This is a genomic window from Methylorubrum aminovorans (assembly GCF_022179725.1).
Classification (GTDB): Bacteria; Pseudomonadota; Alphaproteobacteria; order Rhizobiales; family Beijerinckiaceae; genus Methylobacterium; species Methylobacterium aminovorans.
On the sequence record NZ_BPRC01000002.1, the window covers coordinates 20,868 to 43,581 of the forward strand.

The window sequence follows — 22,714 nt, forward strand, 5'->3', positions numbered from 1 at the left end:
GGGTCAGACAGGGGATCATCGTGCTGATTGAACACGACGAGACGTTGTTGCTCAACAACATGGCGGTCACACCCGAGGGGTAGGGTGCCGGGCTCGGACGCATGATGTTGGAGTTCGCAGAGCGTGCGGCGATCGAGCGCGGCTATTCCGCGGTCACGCTCTATACGAACGAGGCGATGACGGAGAACATCACCCGCTACACGCGAGCCGGCTACGAGGAGACACACCGGGCTGAAGAGAAGGGGCTGCGGCGGGTCTATATGCGTAAGCCGCTCGGCAAGGCGTGATTACCGGTACCCACCTGTCCGATCGGCACGCGTTCCGGTCCTCACCAGCGAGCACCGGACGGGAGGCTCAAATCATTCCGGCCGCCCGAACCTACCGGTGCCGAGCGATCCGCAGATGGGGTGAAGGCGATGATCTCGCCGAACTCCGATGAGATCACCACCTTCAACCGCGCAGCGCGGCCCTAACACGCCGGTCGAGATCATCACCGTGCAGGTGCCGGTGATCCCATTCTTCGCCCGAGAACTTCACGACCGGCGGCTCTCGATCCAACGCGACATTCGTAGCGTCCGTGCGCCGTGTTACCGTTGAGCATGGACGCATTCTCCGATCCGCAGGCCGTTGCCCGCTACGCCGAAAATCCGCCGCGGATGGTGCCCGGTTACGCCGACCTGCAACGCATGGCAGGGCTTCTCCTGGTAGAGAGTGCGCCGGATGACGCTCAGGTGCTCGTTCTCGGCGCTGGAGGCGGCCTCGAACTCAAAGTGTTTGCTGAGGCACAGCCTGGATGGTCGTTCGTTGGCGTCGATCCTTCCGCGGCGATGCTCGACCTCGCTCGAATGACGCTCGGTGAACTCTCGGTCCGAGCACATTTGCACGAGGGCTTCATCGACAGCGCGCCGGAAGGCCCGTTCGACGGTGCGACCTGCATTCTGACCCTGCACTTCATCGAGCGTCAGGAGCGCCTACGCACTCTCCAAGAGGTGCGGCGTCGCCTGACGCGGGGTGCTCCCTTCGTCACCGCCCATTTCAGTATCCCGCAGGGCGAGGTCGACCTCTGGATGTCGCGGTATTCTGCCTTCGCGGTCTCATCCGGCATCCAGCGTTCTCAGGCAGAAGCCGCACGGTCCGGGATTGCAGAGCGGTTGCCGATCCTTTCGCCTGAGGAAGATGAGCAGCTTCTTCGCGATGCCGGATTCTCCAGCGTCGCCCTTTTCTACGTTGGCTTCGCGTTCCGGGGGTGGGTCGCCTACGCCTGATCTCCGCTTCCACCCTTTGCAGCCCAACGCTTCTTGGGTCATCGTAGGTTGATGGATTCCGTCTACCTGCTCTGGCACGTCCGGGCTGATGATCCCTACAAAGAGAATGCAAAGCTCATCGGTGTCTACCGATCCCAAGAGAGTGCGGACGCAGCCGTGCTGAGGGTGAAAGGGCAGCCGGGCTTTCGCGATCGTCCTGAGGGTTTCGAGGTTTCGGTCTATCCCCTCGACAAGGACCATTGGACCGAGGGCTTTGTTTCCGTTCGCTACGACGAGGAAGGCTGAGCCGCTTTCCACCCGCTGCGGACCTCATCACGGCGCACGGATTTCGCGATTTCGGCCACTTTACCGGCCCCCATCCGATTGGGTGCAACCGGACGTATGATGAAGGTGGTGATCTGGCGGAAATCAACGCGATCATCTGCACCACAGGCACGGTCCGGGTCTGAGCCCGAATTCGGGAATCGCGATCACCACTCCAGCCGCCGTGGCATGCCCGGGAAGTTCACCCCGCCCGTCAGGCTCCCGGCCCTCCCGATAAGACTCACGCCGAGATGCCAAATTCTATAGGCGAAGATCACCGCCTGTGACCCAGTTCACCCCTTAACGGGATCGTTGCAGCCCAATCGGGAGCCTTCGATCTGCCGGCCTTGCCGGTGATCTCGCCGACGTTCGATGAGATCATCAGCTTCGCCGGAACGTTCCGCTCTTTCGCGCCGTGACCGGGAGCACCGACGCGTGCGATAGGAGCCGCGCCGTGCCGAGCCGCAGGGTGGTTCCCAGGTCCCACAAAAGGAACTGCGGGCTTCGTACGCTACGGCGGCTGAGATTTGTGTGTCCCCGTGCCACGATCCTGACGGGGAGACCGTCACCTCACTGTCATGCTATGCCGGGCAGGTGTCGATCAACGCTCGTCGCGCCAGAGGGGCGCTGGGAGATCAATAGGTTCGATATGGCTTCGCTTGAAGCGATTGCAAACACCCTGCGCAGCGTAGCGGCGAGCGGCATGAAGCCGAAAGCGTTGCTGGCAGCCGTGCGCGAGCGGCACCCGGAGGCGACCAAGAAGGAAGTCGTCCGTGCGGCCTTCTACGCGCTGACTGAGAGCCACGGCGATGCCCCCCAGCACTTTCTGGACCTGCACGGCTTTGCCATCACCGAGCGTGCGCCAGACGACAACGAACCGGTGAAGCCTGCTAAACTGCGCAGGAAAAAAAAGGACGGAAAGGTGGGGGCAGCGGAGCGGCCCGTCCACTGACAGCTTCCGAGCGTTATCAGGCGCAGCGCGACAGCTTCTCCTGACGACGCTCAACGCTCACATGGACAAAACGGGCGAAGGGCGTACCGCCGATCCTTCGGTTCTGACGAACCTCGTGCAGAACCATTTCCAGCGCCACGATGCGCTCGCAGGGTCTGCGGTAGGCCCCCTCCAACTCATCAAGCGCGGCGTTGATGCGATCCGCCGCAGTGCTGTCCGGCACGGCGGAGAGATGATCGACCTTGTGGAGGCAGCGGCTCACGGGCGTCATGCCCATGTCATAGGCACATTATCTCTCATGTCTAGTATAGTTTGCCAGCTTAAAATTCTTTTCTCAGGCGTAATTGCGCACACAATTTTGGGATTACACTAGGAAATGAGACCGGAGCCTGTTGCGGCTTGGCATTCATTATGCACTGTACGCATCACTCCTCCCAAGGAGCATACTAGGTCCACTCTCACCCCGTGCCTTCATCGGCGCGGGGTTTTTTCGTGCGCGCGCCTGCGCCTCCGTCAGCATCGAAGCTCATAATTCGAGGATTGTGAGAGGACCGGCGCTTTGGAGGGGCCGCTCTCGACCCTTAACGGACGCTCACTCAGTCAGAGAGCGTGATACCATCCGGCATGGACGCTTTCTCTGACCCGCAAGCCGTCGCTCGCTACGCAGACAACCCGCCACGTATGGTGCCCGGCTACGCTGACATGCTGCGCATGGCGATGCTGCTTCTCGCAGAGCGCGCCCCAAACGACGCGCAGGTGCTCGTTCTCGGTGCTGGGGGCGGCCTCGAACTCAAGGTGTTCGCCGAAAACCGACCCGGCTGGTCGTTCGTCGGCGTTGATCCGTCTGCCGCGATGCTCGACCTTGCCCGCAGGACGCTGGGTGACCTCTCAGGCCGGGCGCACCTTCATGAAGGATTGATCGGCAGCGCGCCGCGGGGACCGTTCGATGGCGCTACCTGCATCTTGACCATGCATTTCATTGAGCGGCAGGAGCGGGCACGCACTCTCCAAGAGGTCCGGCGTCGGCTGAAGCCCGGCGCTCCCTTTGTCGTAGCGCACTTCAGCATCCCGCAGGACGAACGCGACCTATGGCTTTCGAGGTATGCCGCCTTCGCGACCGCCTCCGGCATCGACCCTTCGCAGGCCGAGAGCGCCAAGATTGGGATCGGAGAACGCCTACCGATCCTTTCGCCCGAGGATGACGAGGCCCTGCTGCGGGAGGCCGGGTTCACCGATGTCAGTCTGTTCTACGCCGGTTTTGCGTTCCGCGGCTGGGCCGCGTGGGCCTGACGCCAGCATCCGCAAACCACCCGTTGCGGGCATCGTTCTCGTTGCGCACTCTGGCCCAATGACTGAACGCGATCCCAACCAGATGCAACGCTTGCTGTACGAGAGCGCGCTTCGCCGACGCTCTGCCGAGTTGATGCGTCAATGGTCAGCGCTTGGCGTGTCCGTCACCCGGGTTTCACACGAGCAACATTGGGCGCTTAAGTCTCGGATGCGTGGCGGCCGTAGCTTGCAGCCATTGAGACCATTGATGGACATCAAAACAGAAGTCCGTTCCTTTGCAGGTGGCCGTGACTTAGTGTCCATAATGGGCTGGAGCACTATTGCGGACCCAGTGCTGCTCGTACCTATGCATCAACTTCTGCGCCATCTTTCGCAGATGGAAGTCATCTATCGCGATGGTTTTATTGTTTTCAACGAACCGGCATCGAAAGCACTGCATATCGACTATGACGAGGCGGACGGCACACAATGCCAAGTGATAGTGCTATCCGCTTCAGGCGCTTAAGGGTCAGCTTTCCACCCTTAGCAGGCCGTCAGGCTGTATGTGCGAGGTTGAGTGGCAGTCCACCTCAACGGCTCCCTTTGAGGCCGATATGGTAAAGTTCGCGGTTCATATCTTCAGGGTGCTCCCAGCGATTAAGTGATGAAAAGTGGCCCCGACCAACACTCTCAAGCAACGTATCCGAGAGAATCTTGCCGGGGTGCTCATCGGCTTGATTCTCATTTACTGTTTCGGCTCCTCGGCCATGTCACAGTTCTATGATGCGGCCGTGCTGCGCGACGGGCAATTCGTTGACGCGCGTGTGATTTCTTTGCACAGCGCGCGAGGAGGTTATTCCGTAGCGACCATCGAATACAGCGGCACGACCGACGGACGTAAAGTTGCCTGTATTGGAAAAGTGTCGCTGGGCACTGCGAGGACCTATCCAGAGATAGGGGGGCAGATCAGCGTTGGCGTTCGCCCGGGCCCATGTACCCGGCCGGTCAGTCGAACCACCTATCAGTGGCCTTGGGTCTTTGTGGGTGTGACGCTCCTGATGTTAGCCAACACTCTCAGGTGCGCAGTTCACTTAGCCCGATGCATCATCCCATCACGTCAGCGCCAGTGACGATTACGAGCGCCCGCTTCCCACCCTCAGCGGACCCCTGCGTGTTATCCTGGGAGCATGTTTCAGAGTCATTTGAACCGCTGGGGTCTCGTCCCTGACGGGCATCCGATCACGACCCATGCCGCCCATCTGCTCCCCGTGCTGAGAAACGGTGAGCCCGCCATGCTCAAGCTGTCGCATGAGCAGGACGAGCGTTTAGGCGGGGTGCTGATGGAATGGTGGGGCGGTGAGGGCGCAGCGCGGGTTTTGGCTAGGGACGCCAATGCCCTCCTCTTAGAACGCGCCACCGGCCCCGCCTCGCTCGCCGACATGGCCCGTCAGGGGCAGGACGACGAAGCCTGTCGCATCCTGTGCACCGCCGCCGCCAAGCTGCACGCCCCTCGCAACAAACCGCACCCCGAACTCATCCCGCTGAAGCAGTGGTTCCAGGACCTCGAACCCACCGCTGCCAGCCACGGCGGCATCCTGAGGCGAAGTGTAGAGGCCGCACGCCTGCTGCTCGACGACCAACGCGAGGTCGTCGTTCTGCACGGCGACCTCCACCACGACAACGTGCTCGATTTTGGAGAGCGGGGCTGGCTCGCTATCGACCCCAAACGGCTGCTCGGTGAGCGCGGCTTCGACTTCGCCAACATCTTCACCAACCCCGACCTCGCCGAACCGACCCGGCCAGTTGCGACGGAGCCCGGCCGGTTCGAGCGGCGTCTCGACGTGGTGGCCCAAGCGGCTGGTCTTGAAAGGCGACGGCTCCTGCTCTGGATTTTGGCATCGACCGGCCTGTCGGCATCGTGGTTCTTGGGCGACGGTGATCCTCTCGCGGCCATCGACTTGCAGATTGCCGAGCTTGCCGCTGCCGAACTGGACCGATGAACAGTGACGCCCGTCGCTACCATCGAGTTCTCGTTGAGATCGTCCATATCGCCCCCAACACCCGCACGATCGGGTTCTGACGCGCCGGGCGGCATTGTCACCTCGACACTTCAACGATGGCTTCGCGTTCCAGAGTTGGGCCGCCTACGTATGATCTCCGCTGCCAACCCCTCTCGTACCTTCGAGCGAGCATATTCCAATGACCGGAGTTGATGGGGAAGTGGCCCCATGCCCGCATCTTTGGCTGGTAAGGTCAGCATAACTGAGAGCCTGCGCGGCACCATCGCTTGCCCAGCCATGGCAAGGTGGACGAACATCCGTTGCGGCAAGAAGCCGAACTACGAGATCGAGAGGATGATCTTATCGCATCAACGTGCAACGATGATGAAGCTGGTCGGCATCCGGTATTCTACGCTCCGTGCCACAATGATGCTGTGAGCAGGGATGCTTTGGCAAATGCATCAGAGAAATCTAAGAGCCGGTATTTGAACCAAATGTGATCCCATGGCTTCTGCAAACGCAAACCACAGGAGCACATCATGCGGCATGTCCTTGCGATTACCTTAGCCCTGCCGTTCCTTTTCGCTGGCGCTGATGCGGTGCAAGCACAGGAACCGTCGAAGCCCTCGCCAAACGAAATTTCACCCGGTACGTCAGGCGACAAACAGAAGGGTGAGCAGTTGAAAGCGGGAGAAATGGGGGGCGGGTCTGGCAATACCGGCCAACCAGGGGCTTCGCCCGCGGCCAGCGGGAACGCGACACAGGATTCGCGGACGACCAAGACGCGTGACCGCTGACTGACACGTGCCCCTTCTGCGGGGTCGTTGCGTTACAGGGGAAACCGGCGGCGACCCCATCCCGGTGGAGACACTCAAGGAGATGTAGACGATCTCATCGTGTTCACGTCGAGATCGTCTACATCATCGCACCACGGGCACGGTCCGGCTCTGTCGCGTCACGCAGCATCATCGCCAGGGCACGCAGTGGTGATCGAGATCACCACCCGAGAGTGCCGAGGCGGATCGCCTCTGATGTTGGGATTCGCGCAAGCCGGCACCGCGCGCGATCCGAACCATTCCGGCTGCTCGCGGCCGTGACCGGGCTCAGCCTGTGATCGGTGCGAAGGTGGTGAACTCGAAGAGCGATGAGATCACCACCTGCACTCGCGCCGCTCGGGCTGACACGCCGGACGAGATCGTCACCATGCAGGCGCTGGTAACGTTTGCTTCGCGTTCTGGGGTTGGGTGCCCTACGTCTGATCTTCGCTGCCGGCCCGAAGCGGAACCTCTTGCGGTTTCAAGGAGGACGCCATAACCTTCGGAATGGCCTCAGGATAGGCCCACGGTCCGCGTGAAGGGCACAGCCCATTCGACGTTCTCCGATACCTCCTGACTTCCTGCCCAAAAACGCGGACATGGGCGCTGAGGAAGGAAGGATTCTATGGCCGTTTCTGTCCGGTCCAGTGTCGCCGACGTGCGTCCGCTCCCTGAGCGTCCGAGCCTCGAACACCTTCGTAACGAAGCTAAATCGCGGCTCAAGTTCCTTCGTGCTTCTGATCCAACAGCACAACTATCGACCGCTCAACTTGAAATCGCGCGAGCATATGGCTTTCCAAGCTGGCGGCGACTGCACGCCGAGGTAACAAGACTTTCGAGTTCGCCTGTATTCGAGAACGCTCTGACTAAATCCGAGCGCCTCAGAATAGAGCAAGCTCTTTCAAGGCAGGAAGTTGCCATCGATCCCGCAATATTGGATGGGTATGTTGGATATTATGAATTAAATCAAAAATCTATCATATCGGTGCAGCGTGAAGGAAACGAACTCATAGCGCGCTTAACAGGGCAGACATTCCTGTCCCTCGCGCCCGAAAGCAATTCCAAATTCTTCTACCGAAACTCGCATATTTGCGCGCAACTCAGCTTCATTACGGGTATCGAAGGAATAGCGACGACCGTGACCTTGCACCAAAATGGGTGGGAGCAGACGGCAGGTCGTGTAGAAGAAGATCGAGCAAAGTTCGTCGAGAGGCTTCGAGAAGAGCGCCAAGCCGCCAGTGAGCCACTGCCGGGTAGTGAAGATGCCCTCCGCCGCCTCATCGAGCTTACACGAACTGGAACCCCAGATTATGCGTTGATGAGCGAAAGGCTGGCTCATTTTTTCAAGGAGCAACTTCGCGACAACATGCGAGCGATGCAAGCTTGGGGCGATGTAATTTCGATCAAATTTCTCGGAGTCTCTAAAACTGACGACAGCGACATTTTCGAGGTAGATTTTGCGGCAGCACGCACTGAATGGCGTCTGACCATGGCGGGGCCGGAGAAAATCGGCACTGCCAGCATCCGCGTCTTACCCTGACCGCCCCCACACTCACATCATCTAGAACGCGACGGACGTATACTCCTCTGTCGCGTTTTATCGACTGGATTTGGCCCCCGTATCACTCCGAGCAATTTTCTAATTGTGCGTTGATGAACGTCGGAAAGACGACGGCTTTACCTATAATCCGAGGCCGCCGTACCGACCCAAAGTAGGCGTCTGAGATATGCTACCAGCCATCTTGTAGGGAAATGGCTGTCACGGGCAGGAGTGCTACGAAGCTATGATCGACGCTGTTCTCTTCGACCTGGACGAAACTCTGCTGGATCGCACTACCTCCCTCAAGGCGTTCCTGAGAGACCAGTTCGAGCGGCACGCCGATCATCTGGGCCAAGTTCAGCCAGCCGAGTGGTGCGCCCGGTTCCTCGTCTTGGACCGGCGCGGACACGTCCATAAGTCCGTAGTCTATCCTCGCATACTGGATGAGTTCGGTGGGCGGGCCGAGCACGCTGACATCTTGCTTTCGGACTACCGCGCTCACTGCGCGAGATTCGCACAGCCGTTCGGCGGGATGAGGGCGGTTCTGCGGGAAATGCGGGCACAGGGGCTTGCCCTCGGTATTGTGACGAATGGTGAGACCGAGTTCCAGTCGAGGCATATCGAAGCGCTCGAACTGGACAGGCTGGTCGATGCTGTCCTTATCTCGGAGCGGGAAGCGTTACGGAAGCCGGATGCGGCCCTGTTTCTCCGAGCAGCGACGGCTTGTAGGACCGAGCCGTCACGTTGCTTGTTCGTCGGCGACAACCCCATGGCCGACGTTCTCGGCGCTCACGCGGTGGGCATGAGAACCGCTTGGTTTCGTAGGACCGCTGAGTGGCCGCCAGATGCTCCTTCCAACCCAGGGGCCAGCATCGACCATCTTTCGGAAGTTTTATCGCTGGTGCGCCCACAAGCTGCGGAGTGAAGGGTGTTGAGGCTGACAGCACTCTGCTCTCTCATCACCGATACGCGAAGCTGAAATTCTCGGCGCTGAGTTTGGTTACCGGTTCGAACGAAGACGGTAGAACCAATCCCACACGTCGTTCATTGAGAAGCTGATCGGCCACATCGTCCGGCCACAGGGGCGGGGCTTCGCTCACCACTCCACCGACTGCGGTGATGGCCGAGGTCGCGAGGTTCGGAATGACGCTCCATGCTACGGTGGCGCAGACTTCGATCAGCGCCAGGGCGGTACGGGTCGCCACCGCTGCACGGGGACGGTCGCTTCGGAGCGAAGACCAGGGAGCCGCGGCCTGGACATAGGCATTCGCGCTCGCCCAGAGCGCCCGGGTCTCCGCCGCAGCGTGCCGAAACTCGCGTGCTTCATGGTGGGCGCGTATCGTGCTCACTCGTTCCTGGATGCTCACCGCGAGTGCGCGTTCGGCCTCGCCGTGCTCGCCGCCTTCGGGCACGCATCCACCGAAGGCGGTTCGAGCAAAGCGCGTCACCCGGTGCACGAGATTCCCGAACACGTCGGCGAGGTCCTTGTTCACGTCCGTTGCAAATCGCGCCGCTCGGAAATCCACGTCGGCGCTCTCGGGCGCGTTCGCGATCAGCCACCAGCGCCAAAGGTCGGCGGGTAGCGCGTCGAGCGCGGCCTCGCAGGATAGGCCACGCCCCTGGCTCGTCGAGAACTTGCCGCCCTCGTGCGTGAGCCAGTGAAAGCCCTTAATCACGTCCACCGTTCGCCAGGGCTCCCCAGAGCCCAGTAAGGTGCCAGGGAAGCTGACGGCATGGAACGGCACATTGTCCTTGCCGAGGAACTGCACGTAGCCACTCCCGCGGGCAGCCTCGTCCCACCACCAGTCTCGCCAGTCGCGCCCCTGAGCGGCGGCCCAATCCTGAGTCGCGGCGATGTAGGCGATGGGCGCATCGAACCAGACGTAGAACACCTTGCCCTCGAACCCGGGCCGCGGCACCGGCACGCCCCAGGCGAGGTCTCGCGTGATGCAGCGGTCCTTGAGGTCAGCGGTCAGCCAGCTTCGGGCGAGGGAGGTGACGAAGGGCGGCCAGCCCGAGCGAGTGTTGAGCCAACTGTTCAGCCGGTCCACAAGCGCTGACTGGCATAGGAATAGGTGCCGGCTCTCGCGCACCTCCAACCGGTTGTCGCCGGACAGCGCTGAGCGCGGTGCGATCAGGTCCACAGGATCGAGCAGAGTGCCGCAGGCATCGCACTGGTCGCCCCGCGCCTCGGCAGCGCCGCAGTGCGGGCAGGTGCCTCGCACATAGCGGTCGGGCAGGTAGCGACCATCCGCGGATGACCAGACCTGCGGAACGACCCGCTCGTCGATCAGTCCGGCAGCGTCAAGGCGGCGGTAGAAGTGTTGGGTCAGCGCGTGGTTGCTGGGTGAGGACGAGCGGCCGAAGTGGTCGAAGCTGAGACCGAATCGGCGATAGACCTCTGCCTGCCGGTCGTGCTCGTGGTTGCAGAAGCTGCGGGGGTCGAGACCGACCTGGGCGGCCGCGATCTCGGTAGGGGTGCCGTGCTCGTCTGTGGCGCAGACGAAGAGCACCTCACTGCCTATCTGGCGATGGAAGCGGGCGTGCACGTCGGCGGGGAGGAGGGAGCCAACGAGATTGCCGAGGTGCTTGGCACCGCTGACGTAGGGCAAGGCGCTGGTGATGAGAATGCGGCGCGACATGGGAAGCGTCCCGTATGAAGGGAGTGGATGCGCCGAACCCGCAAACAAAAAAGCCCTCGCGCGCGGCACGAGAAGGGCTGGGTTCGGCGCTCTCGCCTATCGCACGCTGACGCGCGTCACCCTCTCCGGCCGAACCTCGTGCGGTCGGGCCGGGTCATTCGCGGGGTGCGGGCGAGAATCGGACGCATCAGAACTGTCTACCGTGCTGATCGCGCACGATCAATGCGCGATGTCGCTTGCTCCAAACACTATGTCCCCTCAGCGGAGCTTAAGGTTAGCATCATCGCCAGGGCACGCGCTGGTGATCGAGATCACCGCCAAAGAGTGCCGGGACGTATCGCGTCCGTCTCAGAAATCTTGCGAGCGGTCACCGAGCGCGAGGCTCGAACCATTTCGGCCCCACGACAAGCGATTCGGCGCACCCCACGGTCGGATCGGAGGCGGTGAACTCGGAGGCCGATGAAATCACCACCTTCAACCGCGCACTTTCAACATCATGTCCCCGGCGTGCCATTTCGCTGATGTTCGTCTTTCCGCGGTCGCCCGCGCCGACGGTAGGTTCCCGCCGCGATCTTCTCCTCACGGGCTGCGATGCGCCGCTGCTCGCCTCGGGCACGGTCCCTGGCCTTCTTCCGTGCTACTCGATCACCGAGCGCTTCTGGACCTATCTTCGATCCGGCACCGCGGTCGTGCTTCGAGGCGGGGCGCTGCACGTCGAGAACCTCGGCCTCCACGACCGGTACGATCTCGATGTTGTTCGTGATCCCGCTCGCGCAGAGGCGGCGGCTGAGCGCCTCAGCCTGATGCCAGTCGTGCAGGTACACACGATAAGTGCCACCATATGAGGCATCGCGGATCGCTCCCCGTAGAACGAACTGAAACACATCCTCTTCTTCGCGCGCGCTCCGAATGGCCTCGTTATCGAGGCCAAGCACCTCAATCGAAGCAGCGTCGGAGTTCTGCGCCTTGTTCGAGTAGGTCATCGAACAAGCGGTGTGATGGATCAGCGAGTTCGTGCCAGCCTGCTTCGGTTGACACCTTGTTCCGTTGAAGCGGTGCCGGAAGTAGGGGACGGCAGCTTCGTTCGCCGCCCAGAACCCGTCGAATCCGATGCGCTCCAGATGCCTCGAAATCTGCACGAGGCAGTAGCTGCCTTCATCTCCCTCCCACCACGTGGTTGAGCCCGAGCACCGCGTGAAATGATGGATCAGGACGTTCGGGTGCGCCCGTGGCGTTCCGGCGGACACGTTCATTTCGACAACCTCAACCCGCTCAGCATCGAACTTGCGGATGCTGCGGTAGGCGATGCTGTCGGAGAAGCTGGCGGCGGTCATCACCACCGACGCACACGCCTCCAGAGTGGTGAACGACCACATCGACCACCACCGCACCGGACTACGGGATCGCCCTGCGTCGCGCCATTCCCGCAGGTCCACGAATGTGGTGCGGTTCGGGTTCGAAGCCGCCTTGCGGAAAGCGTTGAGCGTCGTGGCATCGTCCTCAACGATCTGCCGCCGGTCCAACCGAGCAACATCATCGCGATCAACAACGCGAGCCCACGCAGTTCCTTCCACCGGTTCCAGGGCGTAGTGACGGTCGAGGCTGCTCCACGTTGCGCCGATCCGCATCGAGCCCGAAGCGATGATGTTCGGTGTTTCATCGATTCGCACGTGCCAACCAGCGATCGTACTCGGATCGAGGGTCAACAGCGCCTCGTGCGTGACGATCACGATCCGATGGTCGTCTCTGCTGGTCGCTGCACTTTCGCGAACAACATCACGCAGGCGGCGGAGCACGTCTCCACGCTGGCCCTTCTGAGCGGAATGGATCGGAATGATCTCGACGGCTTGGTCGAGGGCAGCGGCAGAGCCGCGGAGGTACACTGCTTGCTCGTCGATCAGGCTTGTGCGGGGCGAGCAGAGGAGGTAACGGCCCGGCTCAGCGATCATCTCGTCGAGCATCTTCCGGGTCTTGCCGCAACCGGGCGCGCCAGTGAGTACATGTAGTTTCGTCATCGAATATTGCCTTAATAAATGCGTCCGCTGCATGTTTATAAAGAAGAAGGTGGACGGATTTATTTCTACAGTACATCAAGGACGAGGACCAAATTCAATCTTCGACTCGATGAAGCACGGCGTGTGAAGCGCTTGAGCGTAGCGAAAGAGCGAAGCAACGACGGCTTCATCACGATGGGGCGGCTTCGTCCGCCCCTCGTCCTCATTGGCGGCAATCGCTCGACGTAGGTGATGTTGTTATCCCCATAGGAGACGGCGCTCGCCGCGCTGACGCGCGCGATCCCCGTACCGGCCCGGCTCTCGACGCGTGCGAACGCTGACGCGCTTCGCTCACTCGTCGCCGACCGGCGAGCGGTTGAGGTTGTTGTTCGAGGTGATCTCTTTCCCCGAGGTGAAGAAGTTCTTCTCCTCGACGCTCACCCTATGACACCGCTGCCGCAGGCAGCCCAAACATGCGGCGGACGGCGTTGTCTCCCGGTGATGATACGAGGAGGTTGACGCTCACGTCGCGAAGCTCCGATTTCGCCACCACGGGCGGAACGCTCTTCTACCGGTGGCTTCGCTCCCAATGCCAACCCGTTTCGCTGTGCCGACGATGGTCCACCGGTCTGGTTCCTCGATCGCAGCGAGCATCTATGTTCGTAGATCGACCGTTTCGGTATGGCGGGCATGGAGGTGGCTTCTGTCGGCCTCACCTCTGGACGTTTAGCGCGTCCTCACGATGCAGAATTCATCCTAAGATACATGCGCGAAGGACCGAAGCTGAGTAGATTCGAACTCGATCAGACGTAAAATTTTAAGCAAATCCAATCGATAGTCGTTTCTGATCGATGACAGGAGATTCGCAGGTGTCCAAATTCGTTTATGGAGCCCTGTCCTTTGCCAGCGGAGCATTGTTGATGCTGTATGTTGCTAAACTTGCGCAAGCAGCAAACGGACTTGGCCGCTCGGTCTCGCAAACCATCATCAACGAGAACTGGCAAATTACGTTGTCAGCGGCCGTAATGATGGTCGCTGGATACCAGATGATGCTCAAGGCCAAAAAGTCAGTTTAGAGCTTCAAATTCAATTACTTTCAGAGCCTTCGGCCGCAAGTCCCGGCGAGCATACGCACTGCTGTCGGGAGGAACTTTTTGGGTGGATTGGTTTCGAGGCAATCGCGATCAGTTGCGTCGATGATGGTATCTAGGATGAGAGACGGCCTACCAATCTAGTGGTCCAAATCCGGCGCTTGGTACCGACAGTGAGGGGGGGGCTTGCGACCCATCCCGGACTAACGTTACGTCCGCTTCCGGGCCATCGTCTCGGCATATAGCTTGGTTATCGCAATGCAAATTGACAATCAATCATTCGTAAATCTGCGGTAAAACTCGGAGCTTGTTCAATATCTCTTCCGTAGTCCGCAAAACCGGCACAGGATCGGGATGGTCTATAGTACTTAGATTGAGCGTAACTTGTGCGGAGTAAAAACGTCCTATGATCCGATAAAGGTTCGTCGGACCATTCACTGTCTTCAAAGGACCTGTGTAAATAATAATTGTATATTCACCGAAAAATATTGGTCCAACCCTTGCTCCTGATTTTAGAAGAGCCTTCTCTCCTTCTGTTCTATGTGGATTGTCGCTGATATAAATAGTTGTCATCTCCGGCCCAAAAGGGCTACCATCTGGGTAGCGCTTCAGGAAGAGATGCTGCGCTAAAAACGGTTGTGTTGCCTGCTCACTGCAATAGTGACGCAACTCTAGCTCTCTGCGAATTTTTTCTTGTCCTTCAAGTTCTTGAATATCTGGTTGCATAGCACTCGGTATTGAAAGCGTGATGCCACTAACAAGGACCTCTACTACTTGCAATGGTGTGCACGGGCCGTCATAATTGGGCCGAAGCGGAGGCGTTAGCAACGCCGCAACGATGGACGCGCATAAGAGCAATGCAAACAGGCCAAGGATCGTTCTCATTGCGCATTTCGTAGGGCTAGGACGATCACCCGCGCCCTCTCTCCAGTAGCCTGATCGGGTTTGAGCGACCCTGAGAGGTCCGCTTCCCACGATCAAGGTGATGACTGCTTACCACCCGCTGCTGACCCTGCGGGTGAGTACCGAGTGTTGGATTTCGACCACTAGGTAGCGGGCGGGGTCGCAATCATCATCCATACCGCCGGCCGAGAAGATCGTAAACGCGAACGTCCCGCACGATGTCTACATCAAGCTTACAAAGCTCGGCTGCGATCTCCGGCGCGACGACCTGTGCAGCCGCCGCGAGACGGTGGCGGAGGTGAGAAACGGTTCGAGGCGAAACGCGCGCGAATGCGCCAGTCCGTCGCCGGCAGTCGCGGACAAGGTCGGGCGAACATCCGCACCAACGAATTGACGTATCACGGTCGGAAGAGCTTAGGCCGAGAGCCTGAAGCTTGTCGTTGATGATGATGAGGGATGATCCGTACAAAAGGGACCTGCGGGAAACCATGCGGGATAATTGTATTTAGCTGTTGCTGGCGCTTCCCAAGCGGGTCGCGAAGGCGGCGATGAAAAGCGCTGTGCCGAGCACGTCGGCGTCAGCTTGGCGGTAAGCGTTTCTCGGGTATCCTGGCGGCAGTTCGCCTCCGCTCCGATCCTAGACGGTCAATGAACCTACCCTCTGAGAGCCTCGCCGCTGCCCTCGGTCAGGAACTGCGCAGCGCGCGCCGCCGCAGGAGGGTCACTCAGAAGACTCTCGCCGCATCAGCCCGCCTCGACCTCGCGACGGTCCAAAATCTCGAAGCCGGACGCGGCACTCTCGCGTCGATGCGGGCGGTCCTGGGTGTTCTGCACCATCGCTTCACCGCTCAGAGCAACGAGCAGGACATAGGGGAATGGTTGGCCGCACACCGGAAGAGCGCGGGCCTTTCCCAGCAGCGTCTAGCGTTTATGGCAGGGTGCTCGAAGCCCAGCATCATTCAGGTCGAGAGGGGGCAGGGCCACATCAACTCGCTCCTGGCCGTGCTCTCGGCGCTGAAGCTCGCTTCAACCCTTCGACTTGATGAACAGCCGAAGGAAGCGGCGTCCGGCGCATCTCATCCGGCACCGGCCATTCGGGTGATCCAGGGCGACTGCCGAGAGATCATGCGCGAACTCGCTGCCGAGGGCGTGCAGTTCGACGCCTGCGTCACCGATCCCCCCTATCACCTCTCGATCGCAAAGCGTTTCGGCAGGAAGAACTCTGCGCCACTCAAAGGTGGTGAGCCCGGCACCGCGAATCCTTACCGAGGGATGGCGAGTGGCTTCATGGGCCAGGACTGGGACGGTGGTGGCGTCGCGTTCGATGCCGATACGTGGCGCGCCGTCTACAACGTGCTGAAGCCCGGTGGGTACCTCGTCGCCTTTGGCGGCACCCGGACGTTCCACCGTCTCGCTGTTGCGGTTGAGGATGCCGGCTTCGAGATTCGCGACACGATCTCCTGGGTGTTCGGCACGGGCTTCCCGAAATCCACGAGCGTTGGTCGAGGCATCCAGGGGCTGCGCCAGGGGAGCGCTCGCTACTCCGGTCGAACGATGCCGTCCGCTGAGGGCAGCGCGGTCCCAGGATCGCTGCTGCGGGAGATGGCAACAGGGGAGTGGACGGGGCGGACGGTCGAGATCACCGATCCTGATGCTCAACGCTGGGAGGGGTTCGGAACCGCGCTCAAGCCGGCCTACGAGCCGATCATCATCGCCCGCAAACCGTTGAGCGAGGGGAGCGTCGCGGCGAACGTGTTGAAGCACGGCACTGGAGGGTTGAACATCGACGGCTGCCGTGTTGCTGGGGTTGATGGGACCGCGCGGTGGCCGGCAAACATCATCCACGACGGCTCTGACGCAGCGCTCGCCTCGTTCCGTAGCCCGGCAACCGAGCCCACACCCCGCGACCAACGTCGCCCGACGCGCCAGCCGCATCACACGCCGAGCAGCGGGATGGATGCCACGTCCGCTCCGAACAAAACGATCAACCCCGCGCGCTTCTTCTACTGCGCGAAAGCATCTGCGTCCGATCGCGGCTCCAGCAACCCTCACCCAACGGTTAAGCCGAACAACCTCATGCGCTACCTCGTGCGATTGGTCACGCCGCCTGGAGGAACCGTGCTCGATCCATTCCTCGGGTCAGGCTCAACGGGGAAGGCCGCGGTGGAGGAGGGGTTCGGCATCGTCGGATGCGAGTTGATGCCGGAGTACGTGCGGATCGCGAGCTTGCGGATCAGCATGGCAAACAAACCACCCCTGAGGGTCTAATCTATATCTTGGGAAGTGCAGTTCCCTTATCACGACCGAGGTAATGCCTAAATTTGCCAGACCGGTAGTGCACCTGTAGGCCGTTAGCTTGAGACGCATTGCCTAATATCCAGCACGATCGGCCATACAATCGAATTAAGCCACCTCCATACCAGATGCCTTATTTTTACCATAATTATTAACTCCATTCGGGACGAGCCTGATAGATATTCATTTGAAAAAGGATCATGCATTGCGCAACTTTATGAGAATAGCCTTCGCAGGAGCAGCTATTTCCCTAGTCTCTTTGCCTGCAAAGGCGCAAATTACAGTGTTCATGGAAGCATGGGATTATTTGCCTCAAGTCGAGATATCTCAAGGAAGACTTCAAGACTGCAACCTAAACAGAAGGGTATTTGGTCCTCAGCCTGTTACGAAGGGCTGGCAACAGCCTTTCCCCGGGACAGGCGCAAATGCCGAGGAGCTTTGCTGGCGGCGAACGAGCGATCCACTCTTCCCTAGCTCTGGGATGAATGTATGGACGCGCTGTCCTTCAGATGGTCGATGCGAGGTTCGTTAGCAAAGCTACCACTGGCATAACATTTTTACTACTTGTAACCAGCACAACGCTTTGAGGGCACGAATGAATAGATATCTTAAATATACTCTCGTCTTATCAATGTTGGCGAGTGGCTTGCCGTTGCGTAATATCGCAGCACAGGCCCAGTCGTGCCCACAAAATATTGGCGGCAGCTACAATAAATCGTGTGGAAATTGCACTGTCGATCCAAACTGCAATATGACTTGCGACTGTGATAATCGGCGCACCAGCACAAATCTTTCAATCTGCCCAGCCCGAGCCGACGGTATAAGGTACTTCTGTAATCACAGGGGGGAATTGCGGTGCGGTAATTGCTGAAGCTCTCTGTCGGTCGCGTATCTATTTAGGACCGAGTGATTGAGACTCAACGATTCCGATGCAAGCCAACTGCGGCATGCAATGACATAACGGCCGTCGATTTTAATGGCAAAGGAAATCAGACGGAGATAGACAGATTTAGCACTCTCCTCATCCTTACACCTCAAACAACAAGGCCCCGCTGAAGGCGGGGCCTTTTGAATTGGCATAATCAATCAGCGTTCCCCCGAAGAAATGCCACTACATTTTTTCAAGCACTTTACGCAAATACGCTGGAAAGCTGCACATGCTCCTACGATGGTGTCACCTCGAATATCGGCTTTAGACCCTGGTCATGTGGCACATCGGCTTCGGGCATTCTTCAGCACGAACAAGCGTGCCACATAAGTCCAGCTTGACCATTGGCACGTTCGTGCCACAATCCCTCGACCTCATTGGCGCAGAAGGACACGCATGCTGATCGGCCTCGCTCGCACCTCCACCCTTGAACAGGAAGCCGGGCTGGAGGCGCAGAAGCGAATGCTCGGTGCGGCAGGCGTCGAGAAGCTGTTCGTCGAGCAGACCAGTTCAGTCGGACCGCGCCCGGCGCTTGAGGCGGCGATCGAGTTCAGCCGCGAAGGCGATACGCTTTGCGTCACCGACCTGTCCCGCCTCGCTCGCGGAGTTCACGACTTCTGCCGGACACAGACCCGGCTGGCCGAGAAGCGTGTCGATCTCCGGGTGCTGACCCTCGGGCTCGACACTGCCACGCCCACCGGCAAATTGATGCTCAACGTCCTCGCAAGCGTCGCGCAGTTCGAGCGAGAGATTATGCTCGAACGACAACGTGAGGGCGTAGCGCGCGCGAAGGTCGAGAAGCGCTACAAGGGACGTGCGCCGACCGCGCGGGCGAAGGCCGAGGAGGTTCGCACGATGGCTGCGGCGGGCGTGAAGAAGGCGGTGATCGCTGCCGAGCTTGGGATCAGCGCACGAAGCGTGTTCCGCATTCTCGCAGGCGGGGCTTCTGATACACCATAGCGAGGTATGCTTTGCGGCTCCGCCCACTGATCTGCCAAGGGCGATTTGGCCGCACGAGGGTATGCATCTGGCCTGCGGTTCGCTCGAACACGATGATTGCAGCGTTCAATTACGAGAGTTCGGCGCAAGGCGCACACTCGTCGGACACCCAATCACAGATCATCCGGCAGTGCTGCGAGCCCTCGTTTGAACCAGCCGCGGCTGTGCCAAACAGTTTGTGGTGGAGACAATTGGTAAGCTCTCGACGAGGCTCCGACATAGATATACCACTCGGGTCCAAACGACGGCAAAACGATAACGAGGTAAGTGTTGCATACGAAGCTCGTTGCAGCGGCGGAAGCGGTCGTCTCGCCGAAGCGCGAAAAGAAGGTCAGCGGCGATTTTTACAAAGTTTACCCATACTATGCGGGGTACTCTCAAGCTTTCGCCGAACATTTTTTGAGTTCGCTTGATCTGAAGGCGGGTGCAACGATCCTTGACCCCTGGAATGGCAGTGGAACCACAACCTCTTCGGCAGTGAAGCTTGGATTCCAGGCATCTGGGTTCGACATCAATCCAACAATGGTCATCGTTGGACGAGCACGACTTTTGCCTGCGTCAGAGGCGAAAAGCCTATTGCCGCTCGCATATGAGATACAGGCAAGTGCGGCACGCGAGCGCTGTCAAGCGCCATTGGCCGATCCTTTGCACGATTGGTTCACGAGCGAAAACGCGGATGAAATTCGCTCAATCGAGCGCACAATTCATCGTTTTCTTGTGTGTCCAACGTCCGATCAAGCCAAGAATTCGCTATTCACCGGGTTTTCGAGCCTTGCCTCGTGCTTCTACATGGCACTCTTTCTTGTAGTTCGATCAGCGGCCTCAGGCCGCAAGTCAACCAACCCGACGTGGACAAAACTTCCAAAGTCTCCTGATGAAAAGATAAATTCTAGTAATATCAAAAGCTCATTCATCGAAGCTTTGATTAAGATTGCTGACTGGGTGCAACGCTCTGGGAATGCCCCCTCATCTGCTAAAATAGATTGGGCAGATAGCAGCAGCTACGCGGCGGCATTCAAACACGACCTTGTTTTGACCTCACCACCTTACTGCACTCGGATAGATTACGCCGCTAGTAGCAGAATGGAACTTGCTGTCCTCGAACCGGTCACATCGATCGACCAGCATCAACTTCGTCGCAGTATGATTGGAACTACAACTGTTCCGAAGAAGGTTGGCCGGCCGAGTTCAGCCTGGGGCCCTACATGCAACCGCTTCATTCAGGATGTGGCGGACCACCAATCTGTTGCGTCGTCCACGTACTATTACAAGAACCACGTAGACTATTTTGACAAGCTATATCGCTCATTCGGCTGTGTATCGGACGCAATAAAGCCGGGTGGTGCCGCAGTAATGGTGATACAAGACTCGTATTACAAGGATTTGCACAACGATGTCCCGAAAATTGCTATAGAAATGATGCAGAATTGCGGCTTTAAGTTCGTCTACAAACGTGAGTTTGAATCGCTGAGGTGCTTCTCCAAGCTAAACGCCAAATCTGCGACTTATCGCGATTCAAAAGGCTCTACGGAATCAGTAATTTGTTTTACAAAGGATCATTGAAATGGCACGGCAACCTGCGGGCTCTATGGAGCCAACCGCCACGTTAGACACGCAGATTGATACAGAGCGCAATAATATCAGAACCGACAAAATCGATCTTTCCTATGGTGAGCTTGCATCTCTTTACGAGAACAAGGAACTAATTATATCACCTGAGTACCAGCGGCTATTTCGATGGACTGCGGATCAGAAAGCCAGTTTTATAGAGTCTTTGCTTCTTGGTTTTCCAGTTCCAGCCATCTTTGTGGCCGAAAGAGATGATGGAGTTTGGGAACTCGTAGACGGTCTACAGCGTCTCTCAACTGTATTTGAGTTTATGGGAAGCCTTCGCGACATTCAAGATCGACAGCTTCCTCCACTCACCGTCAGCTTCTCGGCTGTTGAGGACCATAAACTTCCGGCGCTCCATGGTACTCAGTTCGACACTATGAGCCTAAGATCGCGCCTTGCTCTTAAGAGGACATATTGCAGGGTTGAAGTGATAAAAGTGGGCAGTGCTCCTGCAATGAAATACGACGTGTTCGAGCGATTGAACACTGGCGGCGCGCGTCTTGAGCCGCAGGAGGTCAGGAATGCCATTTTTCGGTCCACCGATCCAGAATTTATGGAGTTCATAGACGAACTTGCAAGATTCCCGCCTTTTGCAGATTCGTTGCAGATATCACCATACCAGAAAAACTCGATGTACGACAAAGGTTTGGTTCTGAGGTTTTTCACACTGAAGAACAATTTCGAGGCGTTCTCCCACGATGTTGATCCTTTCATCACAAATTACATCAGAAAAATCGTGAGCGGCAAAATAGAATTCGACAGGTTCGCCGAAAGATTTGTTTTTGAAAAGACTTTTGCACTTATCTATGCGGCGCAGGGTGCTGACGCATGGAAGCACCTAAGGGATGACAAGCCGCAAGGAGCCTTTTCTGTCTATCTTTTCGACTCGATTTCAATTGGAGTTTCGCGAAGCCTAGACATCATGGCGGATATTTCGCCTGACGATCTTGCTGCGCGCTGTCTTGATTTGAAGAGAGATGCTGAGTTTCGTGATAACACTGGCCCTGGAGGCAATACCGGCGCTAGGATGCGCGCGAGATTGTCGATAGCAGGCCGGTTTTTAGGCGCTCGTCCATGAGCGTTGCACAATTCCAGTCGGCCCTTGCGGAGACAGTGGACCGCCGCAGGTTGGAAATCAGCGCAGTTAAGCGGGTCGCCACGGCATTCGAAAACGGAACACTTCAAAGTACAGCCTATCTAATGGCGGTTCCGATGCTCTATGCGCATTGGGAAGGCTTTGTTAAAGAAGCCGTCCAGATGTACATTGAGTATATCGAAAATCTTTCTCTATCTCCTGGCGATGCGCATCCAACAGTATTCTCGTTTATGCTCAGGAAGAAAGTGCAGGGGTTGATCGCGCAGCAGAGCGTTGAAAGAATGGCCGATTTTGCCACGTGGGTGATTGCCAATGCAACTTCGCCGCTGTCCTTTTCTGACAAGAACATAGAGACCAGATCAAACCTATCTTTTGATGCATTGAAGGACATATGCGATAGTGTGCGTGTGGACGTATCTCGGATCAAAAGCGAAAAAAAGAAAATAGACGCTCTTGTGCATAGGCGAAACAATGCCGCCCATACTGGTAGAGCGCAACAGGTGGATCGCGAGAAAATAGAAGGCGATGCTGTATTAGTCATGAGTTTGATAACAACATTCGAAGCCATACTAAACGAGTCTGTGGTGCAAGAGAGTTTTCGAAGGGAGGCAAATCAGAACGTCGGTTGATAGATATTCCCTTTGATTTACTAACGCGCGTATACCGTTGTAGCCCGGCAAGCTTCATCAAAAAAGAAAGCGGAACAAGAACGCGACATCTCGATCTGAAAATCTATAGCTCTTGCCAATCTTCTCTCCGATTTCGTCCTGCAAGTCAGCAATCTGGAACTCGCCTACGCAGTGTTTCGCGATCCATCTTCGACGTTCATCCAACGCTGCGAGAAAGGCATCGTCGCCCATGGCCGAGCGGAGTAGACCCGGCTGAGGCACGACGTGAGGGGTGGCTTTGAGCTTGTCGGCGTCGAGGCGCGTGATGAATGCGTGCGTGGCGGAGAACATCGTCATGCACGTATTTACCCCTGGCGCTTTCCTGCTGCCGCGGGATGAC

21 protein-coding genes are annotated in these 22,714 nt (G+C 58.3%); 16 read left to right on the forward strand and 5 right to left on the reverse strand.

Translation table 11 applies throughout. The features are described 5' to 3' along the window. Positions 1-104: 104 nt before the first annotated feature. From MFF24_RS05100 to MFF24_RS05115, 4 genes are all read left to right on the forward strand, one after another. On the forward strand, positions 105-287 hold the full coding sequence (locus tag MFF24_RS05100) for an N-acetyltransferase (RefSeq protein ID WP_238222938.1): 183 nt from the start codon (positions 105-107) through the stop codon (positions 285-287). A 312-nt stretch (positions 288-599) separates the two neighbouring features. Beyond that, positions 600-1,265, forward strand: a complete 666-nt coding sequence (locus MFF24_RS05105) for a class I SAM-dependent methyltransferase (protein ID WP_238222941.1) — start codon at positions 600-602, stop codon at positions 1,263-1,265. A gap of 51 nt (positions 1,266-1,316) precedes the next feature. Then, the gene (locus MFF24_RS05110; protein WP_238222944.1) at positions 1,317-1,550 is read left to right on the forward strand and encodes a DUF7336 domain-containing protein; all 234 of its coding nucleotides are present in this window, start codon (positions 1,317-1,319) and stop codon (positions 1,548-1,550) included. Positions 1,551-2,217: 667 nt separating this feature from the next. Continuing rightward, entirely contained in the window at positions 2,218-2,520 is a 303-nt protein-coding gene (locus MFF24_RS05115; RefSeq protein ID WP_238222946.1) for a hypothetical protein, read from the forward strand. Positions 2,521-2,536: 16 nt separating this feature from the next. On the opposite strand, the gene MFF24_RS05120 is transcribed toward MFF24_RS05115, so the two are convergent. Then, positions 2,537-2,791, reverse strand: a complete 255-nt coding sequence (locus MFF24_RS05120; RefSeq protein WP_238223310.1) for a hypothetical protein — start codon at positions 2,789-2,791, stop codon at positions 2,537-2,539. A gap of 353 nt (positions 2,792-3,144) precedes the next feature. On the opposite strand from MFF24_RS05120, the gene MFF24_RS05125 reads away from it, so the two are divergent. The 6 genes from MFF24_RS05125 to MFF24_RS05150 all read left to right on the forward strand — a co-directional run bounded on the left by MFF24_RS05125 (position 3,145) and on the right by MFF24_RS05150 (position 9,069). Continuing rightward, on the forward strand, positions 3,145-3,810 hold the full coding sequence (locus MFF24_RS05125) for a class I SAM-dependent methyltransferase (RefSeq protein WP_238223312.1): 666 nt from the start codon (positions 3,145-3,147) through the stop codon (positions 3,808-3,810). Between the two features lie 82 nt (positions 3,811-3,892). Then, complete coding sequence (locus MFF24_RS05130) at positions 3,893-4,315, forward strand: hypothetical protein (RefSeq protein ID WP_238222948.1); 423 nt, start codon at positions 3,893-3,895, stop codon at positions 4,313-4,315. Positions 4,316-4,976: 661 nt separating this feature from the next. Continuing rightward, the gene (locus MFF24_RS05135; RefSeq protein ID WP_238222950.1) at positions 4,977-5,789 is read left to right on the forward strand and encodes an aminoglycoside phosphotransferase family protein; all 813 of its coding nucleotides are present in this window, start codon (positions 4,977-4,979) and stop codon (positions 5,787-5,789) included. A 228-nt stretch (positions 5,790-6,017) separates the two neighbouring features. Then, positions 6,018-6,227 carry a hypothetical protein gene (locus MFF24_RS05140; protein ID WP_238222955.1) on the forward strand — a complete coding sequence of 70 codons (210 nt, stop codon included), beginning with the start codon at positions 6,018-6,020 and terminating at the stop codon, positions 6,225-6,227. 1,002 nt (positions 6,228-7,229) lie between these two features. Continuing rightward, entirely contained in the window at positions 7,230-8,144 is a 915-nt protein-coding gene (locus MFF24_RS05145) for a DUF3471 domain-containing protein (RefSeq protein ID WP_238222957.1), read from the forward strand. A gap of 244 nt (positions 8,145-8,388) precedes the next feature. Beyond that, complete coding sequence (locus MFF24_RS05150; protein ID WP_238222959.1) at positions 8,389-9,069, forward strand: HAD family hydrolase; 681 nt, start codon at positions 8,389-8,391, stop codon at positions 9,067-9,069. 34 nt (positions 9,070-9,103) lie between these two features. Here the strand turns inward: MFF24_RS05150 and metG are convergent, their stop codons facing one another. Together metG and MFF24_RS05160 are read right to left on the reverse strand one after the other, a co-directional pair. Then, on the reverse strand, positions 9,104-10,786 hold the full coding sequence (metG, locus tag MFF24_RS05155; protein ID WP_238222961.1) for a methionine--tRNA ligase: 1,683 nt from the start codon (positions 10,784-10,786) through the stop codon (positions 9,104-9,106). A 494-nt stretch (positions 10,787-11,280) separates the two neighbouring features. After that, on the reverse strand, positions 11,281-12,747 hold the full coding sequence (locus MFF24_RS05160) for a hypothetical protein (protein WP_238222963.1): 1,467 nt from the start codon (positions 12,745-12,747) through the stop codon (positions 11,281-11,283). Between the two features lie 902 nt (positions 12,748-13,649). Between MFF24_RS05160 and MFF24_RS05165 the strand changes: the two genes are divergently transcribed. Beyond that, positions 13,650-13,856 carry a hypothetical protein gene (locus tag MFF24_RS05165; protein WP_238222964.1) on the forward strand — a complete coding sequence of 69 codons (207 nt, stop codon included), beginning with the start codon at positions 13,650-13,652 and terminating at the stop codon, positions 13,854-13,856. Between the two features lie 291 nt (positions 13,857-14,147). On the opposite strand, the gene MFF24_RS05170 is transcribed toward MFF24_RS05165, so the two are convergent. After that, positions 14,148-14,756, reverse strand: coding sequence for a hypothetical protein (locus tag MFF24_RS05170; RefSeq protein ID WP_238222965.1), 609 nt, complete (start codon positions 14,754-14,756; stop codon positions 14,148-14,150). Positions 14,757-15,422: 666 nt separating this feature from the next. Between MFF24_RS05170 and MFF24_RS05175 the strand changes: the two genes are divergently transcribed. From MFF24_RS05175 to MFF24_RS05195, 5 genes are all read left to right on the forward strand, one after another. Beyond that, a complete protein-coding gene (locus MFF24_RS05175) occupies positions 15,423-17,042 on the forward strand; it encodes a DNA methyltransferase (protein ID WP_238222966.1) in 1,620 nt (539 codons plus the stop codon). 1,351 nt (positions 17,043-18,393) lie between these two features. Beyond that, positions 18,394-18,957: a recombinase family protein gene (locus tag MFF24_RS05180; RefSeq protein ID WP_238222967.1), complete on the forward strand. Its 564-nt coding sequence runs from the start codon at positions 18,394-18,396 to the stop codon at positions 18,955-18,957. 309 nt (positions 18,958-19,266) lie between these two features. Then, positions 19,267-20,559, forward strand: coding sequence for a hypothetical protein (locus MFF24_RS05185; RefSeq protein WP_238222968.1), 1,293 nt, complete (start codon positions 19,267-19,269; stop codon positions 20,557-20,559). Position 20,560: 1 nt separating this feature from the next. After that, a complete protein-coding gene (locus MFF24_RS05190) occupies positions 20,561-21,688 on the forward strand; it encodes a DUF262 domain-containing protein (RefSeq protein WP_238222969.1) in 1,128 nt (375 codons plus the stop codon). After that, complete coding sequence (locus MFF24_RS05195) at positions 21,685-22,335, forward strand: MAE_28990/MAE_18760 family HEPN-like nuclease (protein WP_238222971.1); 651 nt, start codon at positions 21,685-21,687, stop codon at positions 22,333-22,335. The genes MFF24_RS05190 and MFF24_RS05195 overlap by 4 nt, the downstream gene beginning before the upstream one ends. A gap of 57 nt (positions 22,336-22,392) precedes the next feature. Here MFF24_RS05195 and MFF24_RS05200 read toward each other — a convergent pair whose 3' ends face one another. After that, on the reverse strand, positions 22,393-22,671 hold the full coding sequence (locus MFF24_RS05200) for a hypothetical protein (RefSeq protein WP_238222972.1): 279 nt from the start codon (positions 22,669-22,671) through the stop codon (positions 22,393-22,395). Positions 22,672-22,714: the final 43 nt, after the last annotated feature.

Bases quoted from the DNA above. Each gene is read 5' to 3' on its own strand.
- MFF24_RS05100 (WP_238222938.1), top strand. From the start codon at position 105: ATGTTGGAGTTCGCAGAGCGTGCGGCGATCGAGCGCGGCTATTCCGCG.
- MFF24_RS05105 (WP_238222941.1), top strand. From the start codon at position 600: ATGGACGCATTCTCCGATCCGCAGGCCGTTGCCCGCTACGCCGAAAAT.
- MFF24_RS05110 (WP_238222944.1), top strand. From the start codon at position 1,317: ATGGATTCCGTCTACCTGCTCTGGCACGTCCGGGCTGATGATCCCTAC.
- MFF24_RS05115 (WP_238222946.1), top strand. From the start codon at position 2,218: ATGGCTTCGCTTGAAGCGATTGCAAACACCCTGCGCAGCGTAGCGGCG.
- MFF24_RS05120 (WP_238223310.1), bottom strand. From the start codon at position 2,791: ATGACGCCCGTGAGCCGCTGCCTCCACAAGGTCGATCATCTCTCCGCC.
- MFF24_RS05125 (WP_238223312.1), top strand. From the start codon at position 3,145: ATGGACGCTTTCTCTGACCCGCAAGCCGTCGCTCGCTACGCAGACAAC.
- MFF24_RS05130 (WP_238222948.1), top strand. From the start codon at position 3,893: ATGCAACGCTTGCTGTACGAGAGCGCGCTTCGCCGACGCTCTGCCGAG.
- MFF24_RS05135 (WP_238222950.1), top strand. From the start codon at position 4,977: ATGTTTCAGAGTCATTTGAACCGCTGGGGTCTCGTCCCTGACGGGCAT.
- MFF24_RS05140 (WP_238222955.1), top strand. From the start codon at position 6,018: ATGCCCGCATCTTTGGCTGGTAAGGTCAGCATAACTGAGAGCCTGCGC.
- MFF24_RS05145 (WP_238222957.1), top strand. From the start codon at position 7,230: ATGGCCGTTTCTGTCCGGTCCAGTGTCGCCGACGTGCGTCCGCTCCCT.
- MFF24_RS05150 (WP_238222959.1), top strand. From the start codon at position 8,389: ATGATCGACGCTGTTCTCTTCGACCTGGACGAAACTCTGCTGGATCGC.
- metG (WP_238222961.1), bottom strand. From the start codon at position 10,786: ATGTCGCGCCGCATTCTCATCACCAGCGCCTTGCCCTACGTCAGCGGT.
- MFF24_RS05160 (WP_238222963.1), bottom strand. From the start codon at position 12,747: ATGCTCGACGAGATGATCGCTGAGCCGGGCCGTTACCTCCTCTGCTCG.
- MFF24_RS05170 (WP_238222965.1), bottom strand. From the start codon at position 14,756: ATGAGAACGATCCTTGGCCTGTTTGCATTGCTCTTATGCGCGTCCATC.
- MFF24_RS05175 (WP_238222966.1), top strand. From the start codon at position 15,423: ATGAACCTACCCTCTGAGAGCCTCGCCGCTGCCCTCGGTCAGGAACTG.
- MFF24_RS05180 (WP_238222967.1), top strand. From the start codon at position 18,394: ATGCTGATCGGCCTCGCTCGCACCTCCACCCTTGAACAGGAAGCCGGG.
- MFF24_RS05190 (WP_238222969.1), top strand. From the start codon at position 20,561: ATGGCACGGCAACCTGCGGGCTCTATGGAGCCAACCGCCACGTTAGAC.
- MFF24_RS05195 (WP_238222971.1), top strand. From the start codon at position 21,685: ATGAGCGTTGCACAATTCCAGTCGGCCCTTGCGGAGACAGTGGACCGC.
- MFF24_RS05200 (WP_238222972.1), bottom strand. From the start codon at position 22,671: ATGACGATGTTCTCCGCCACGCACGCATTCATCACGCGCCTCGACGCC.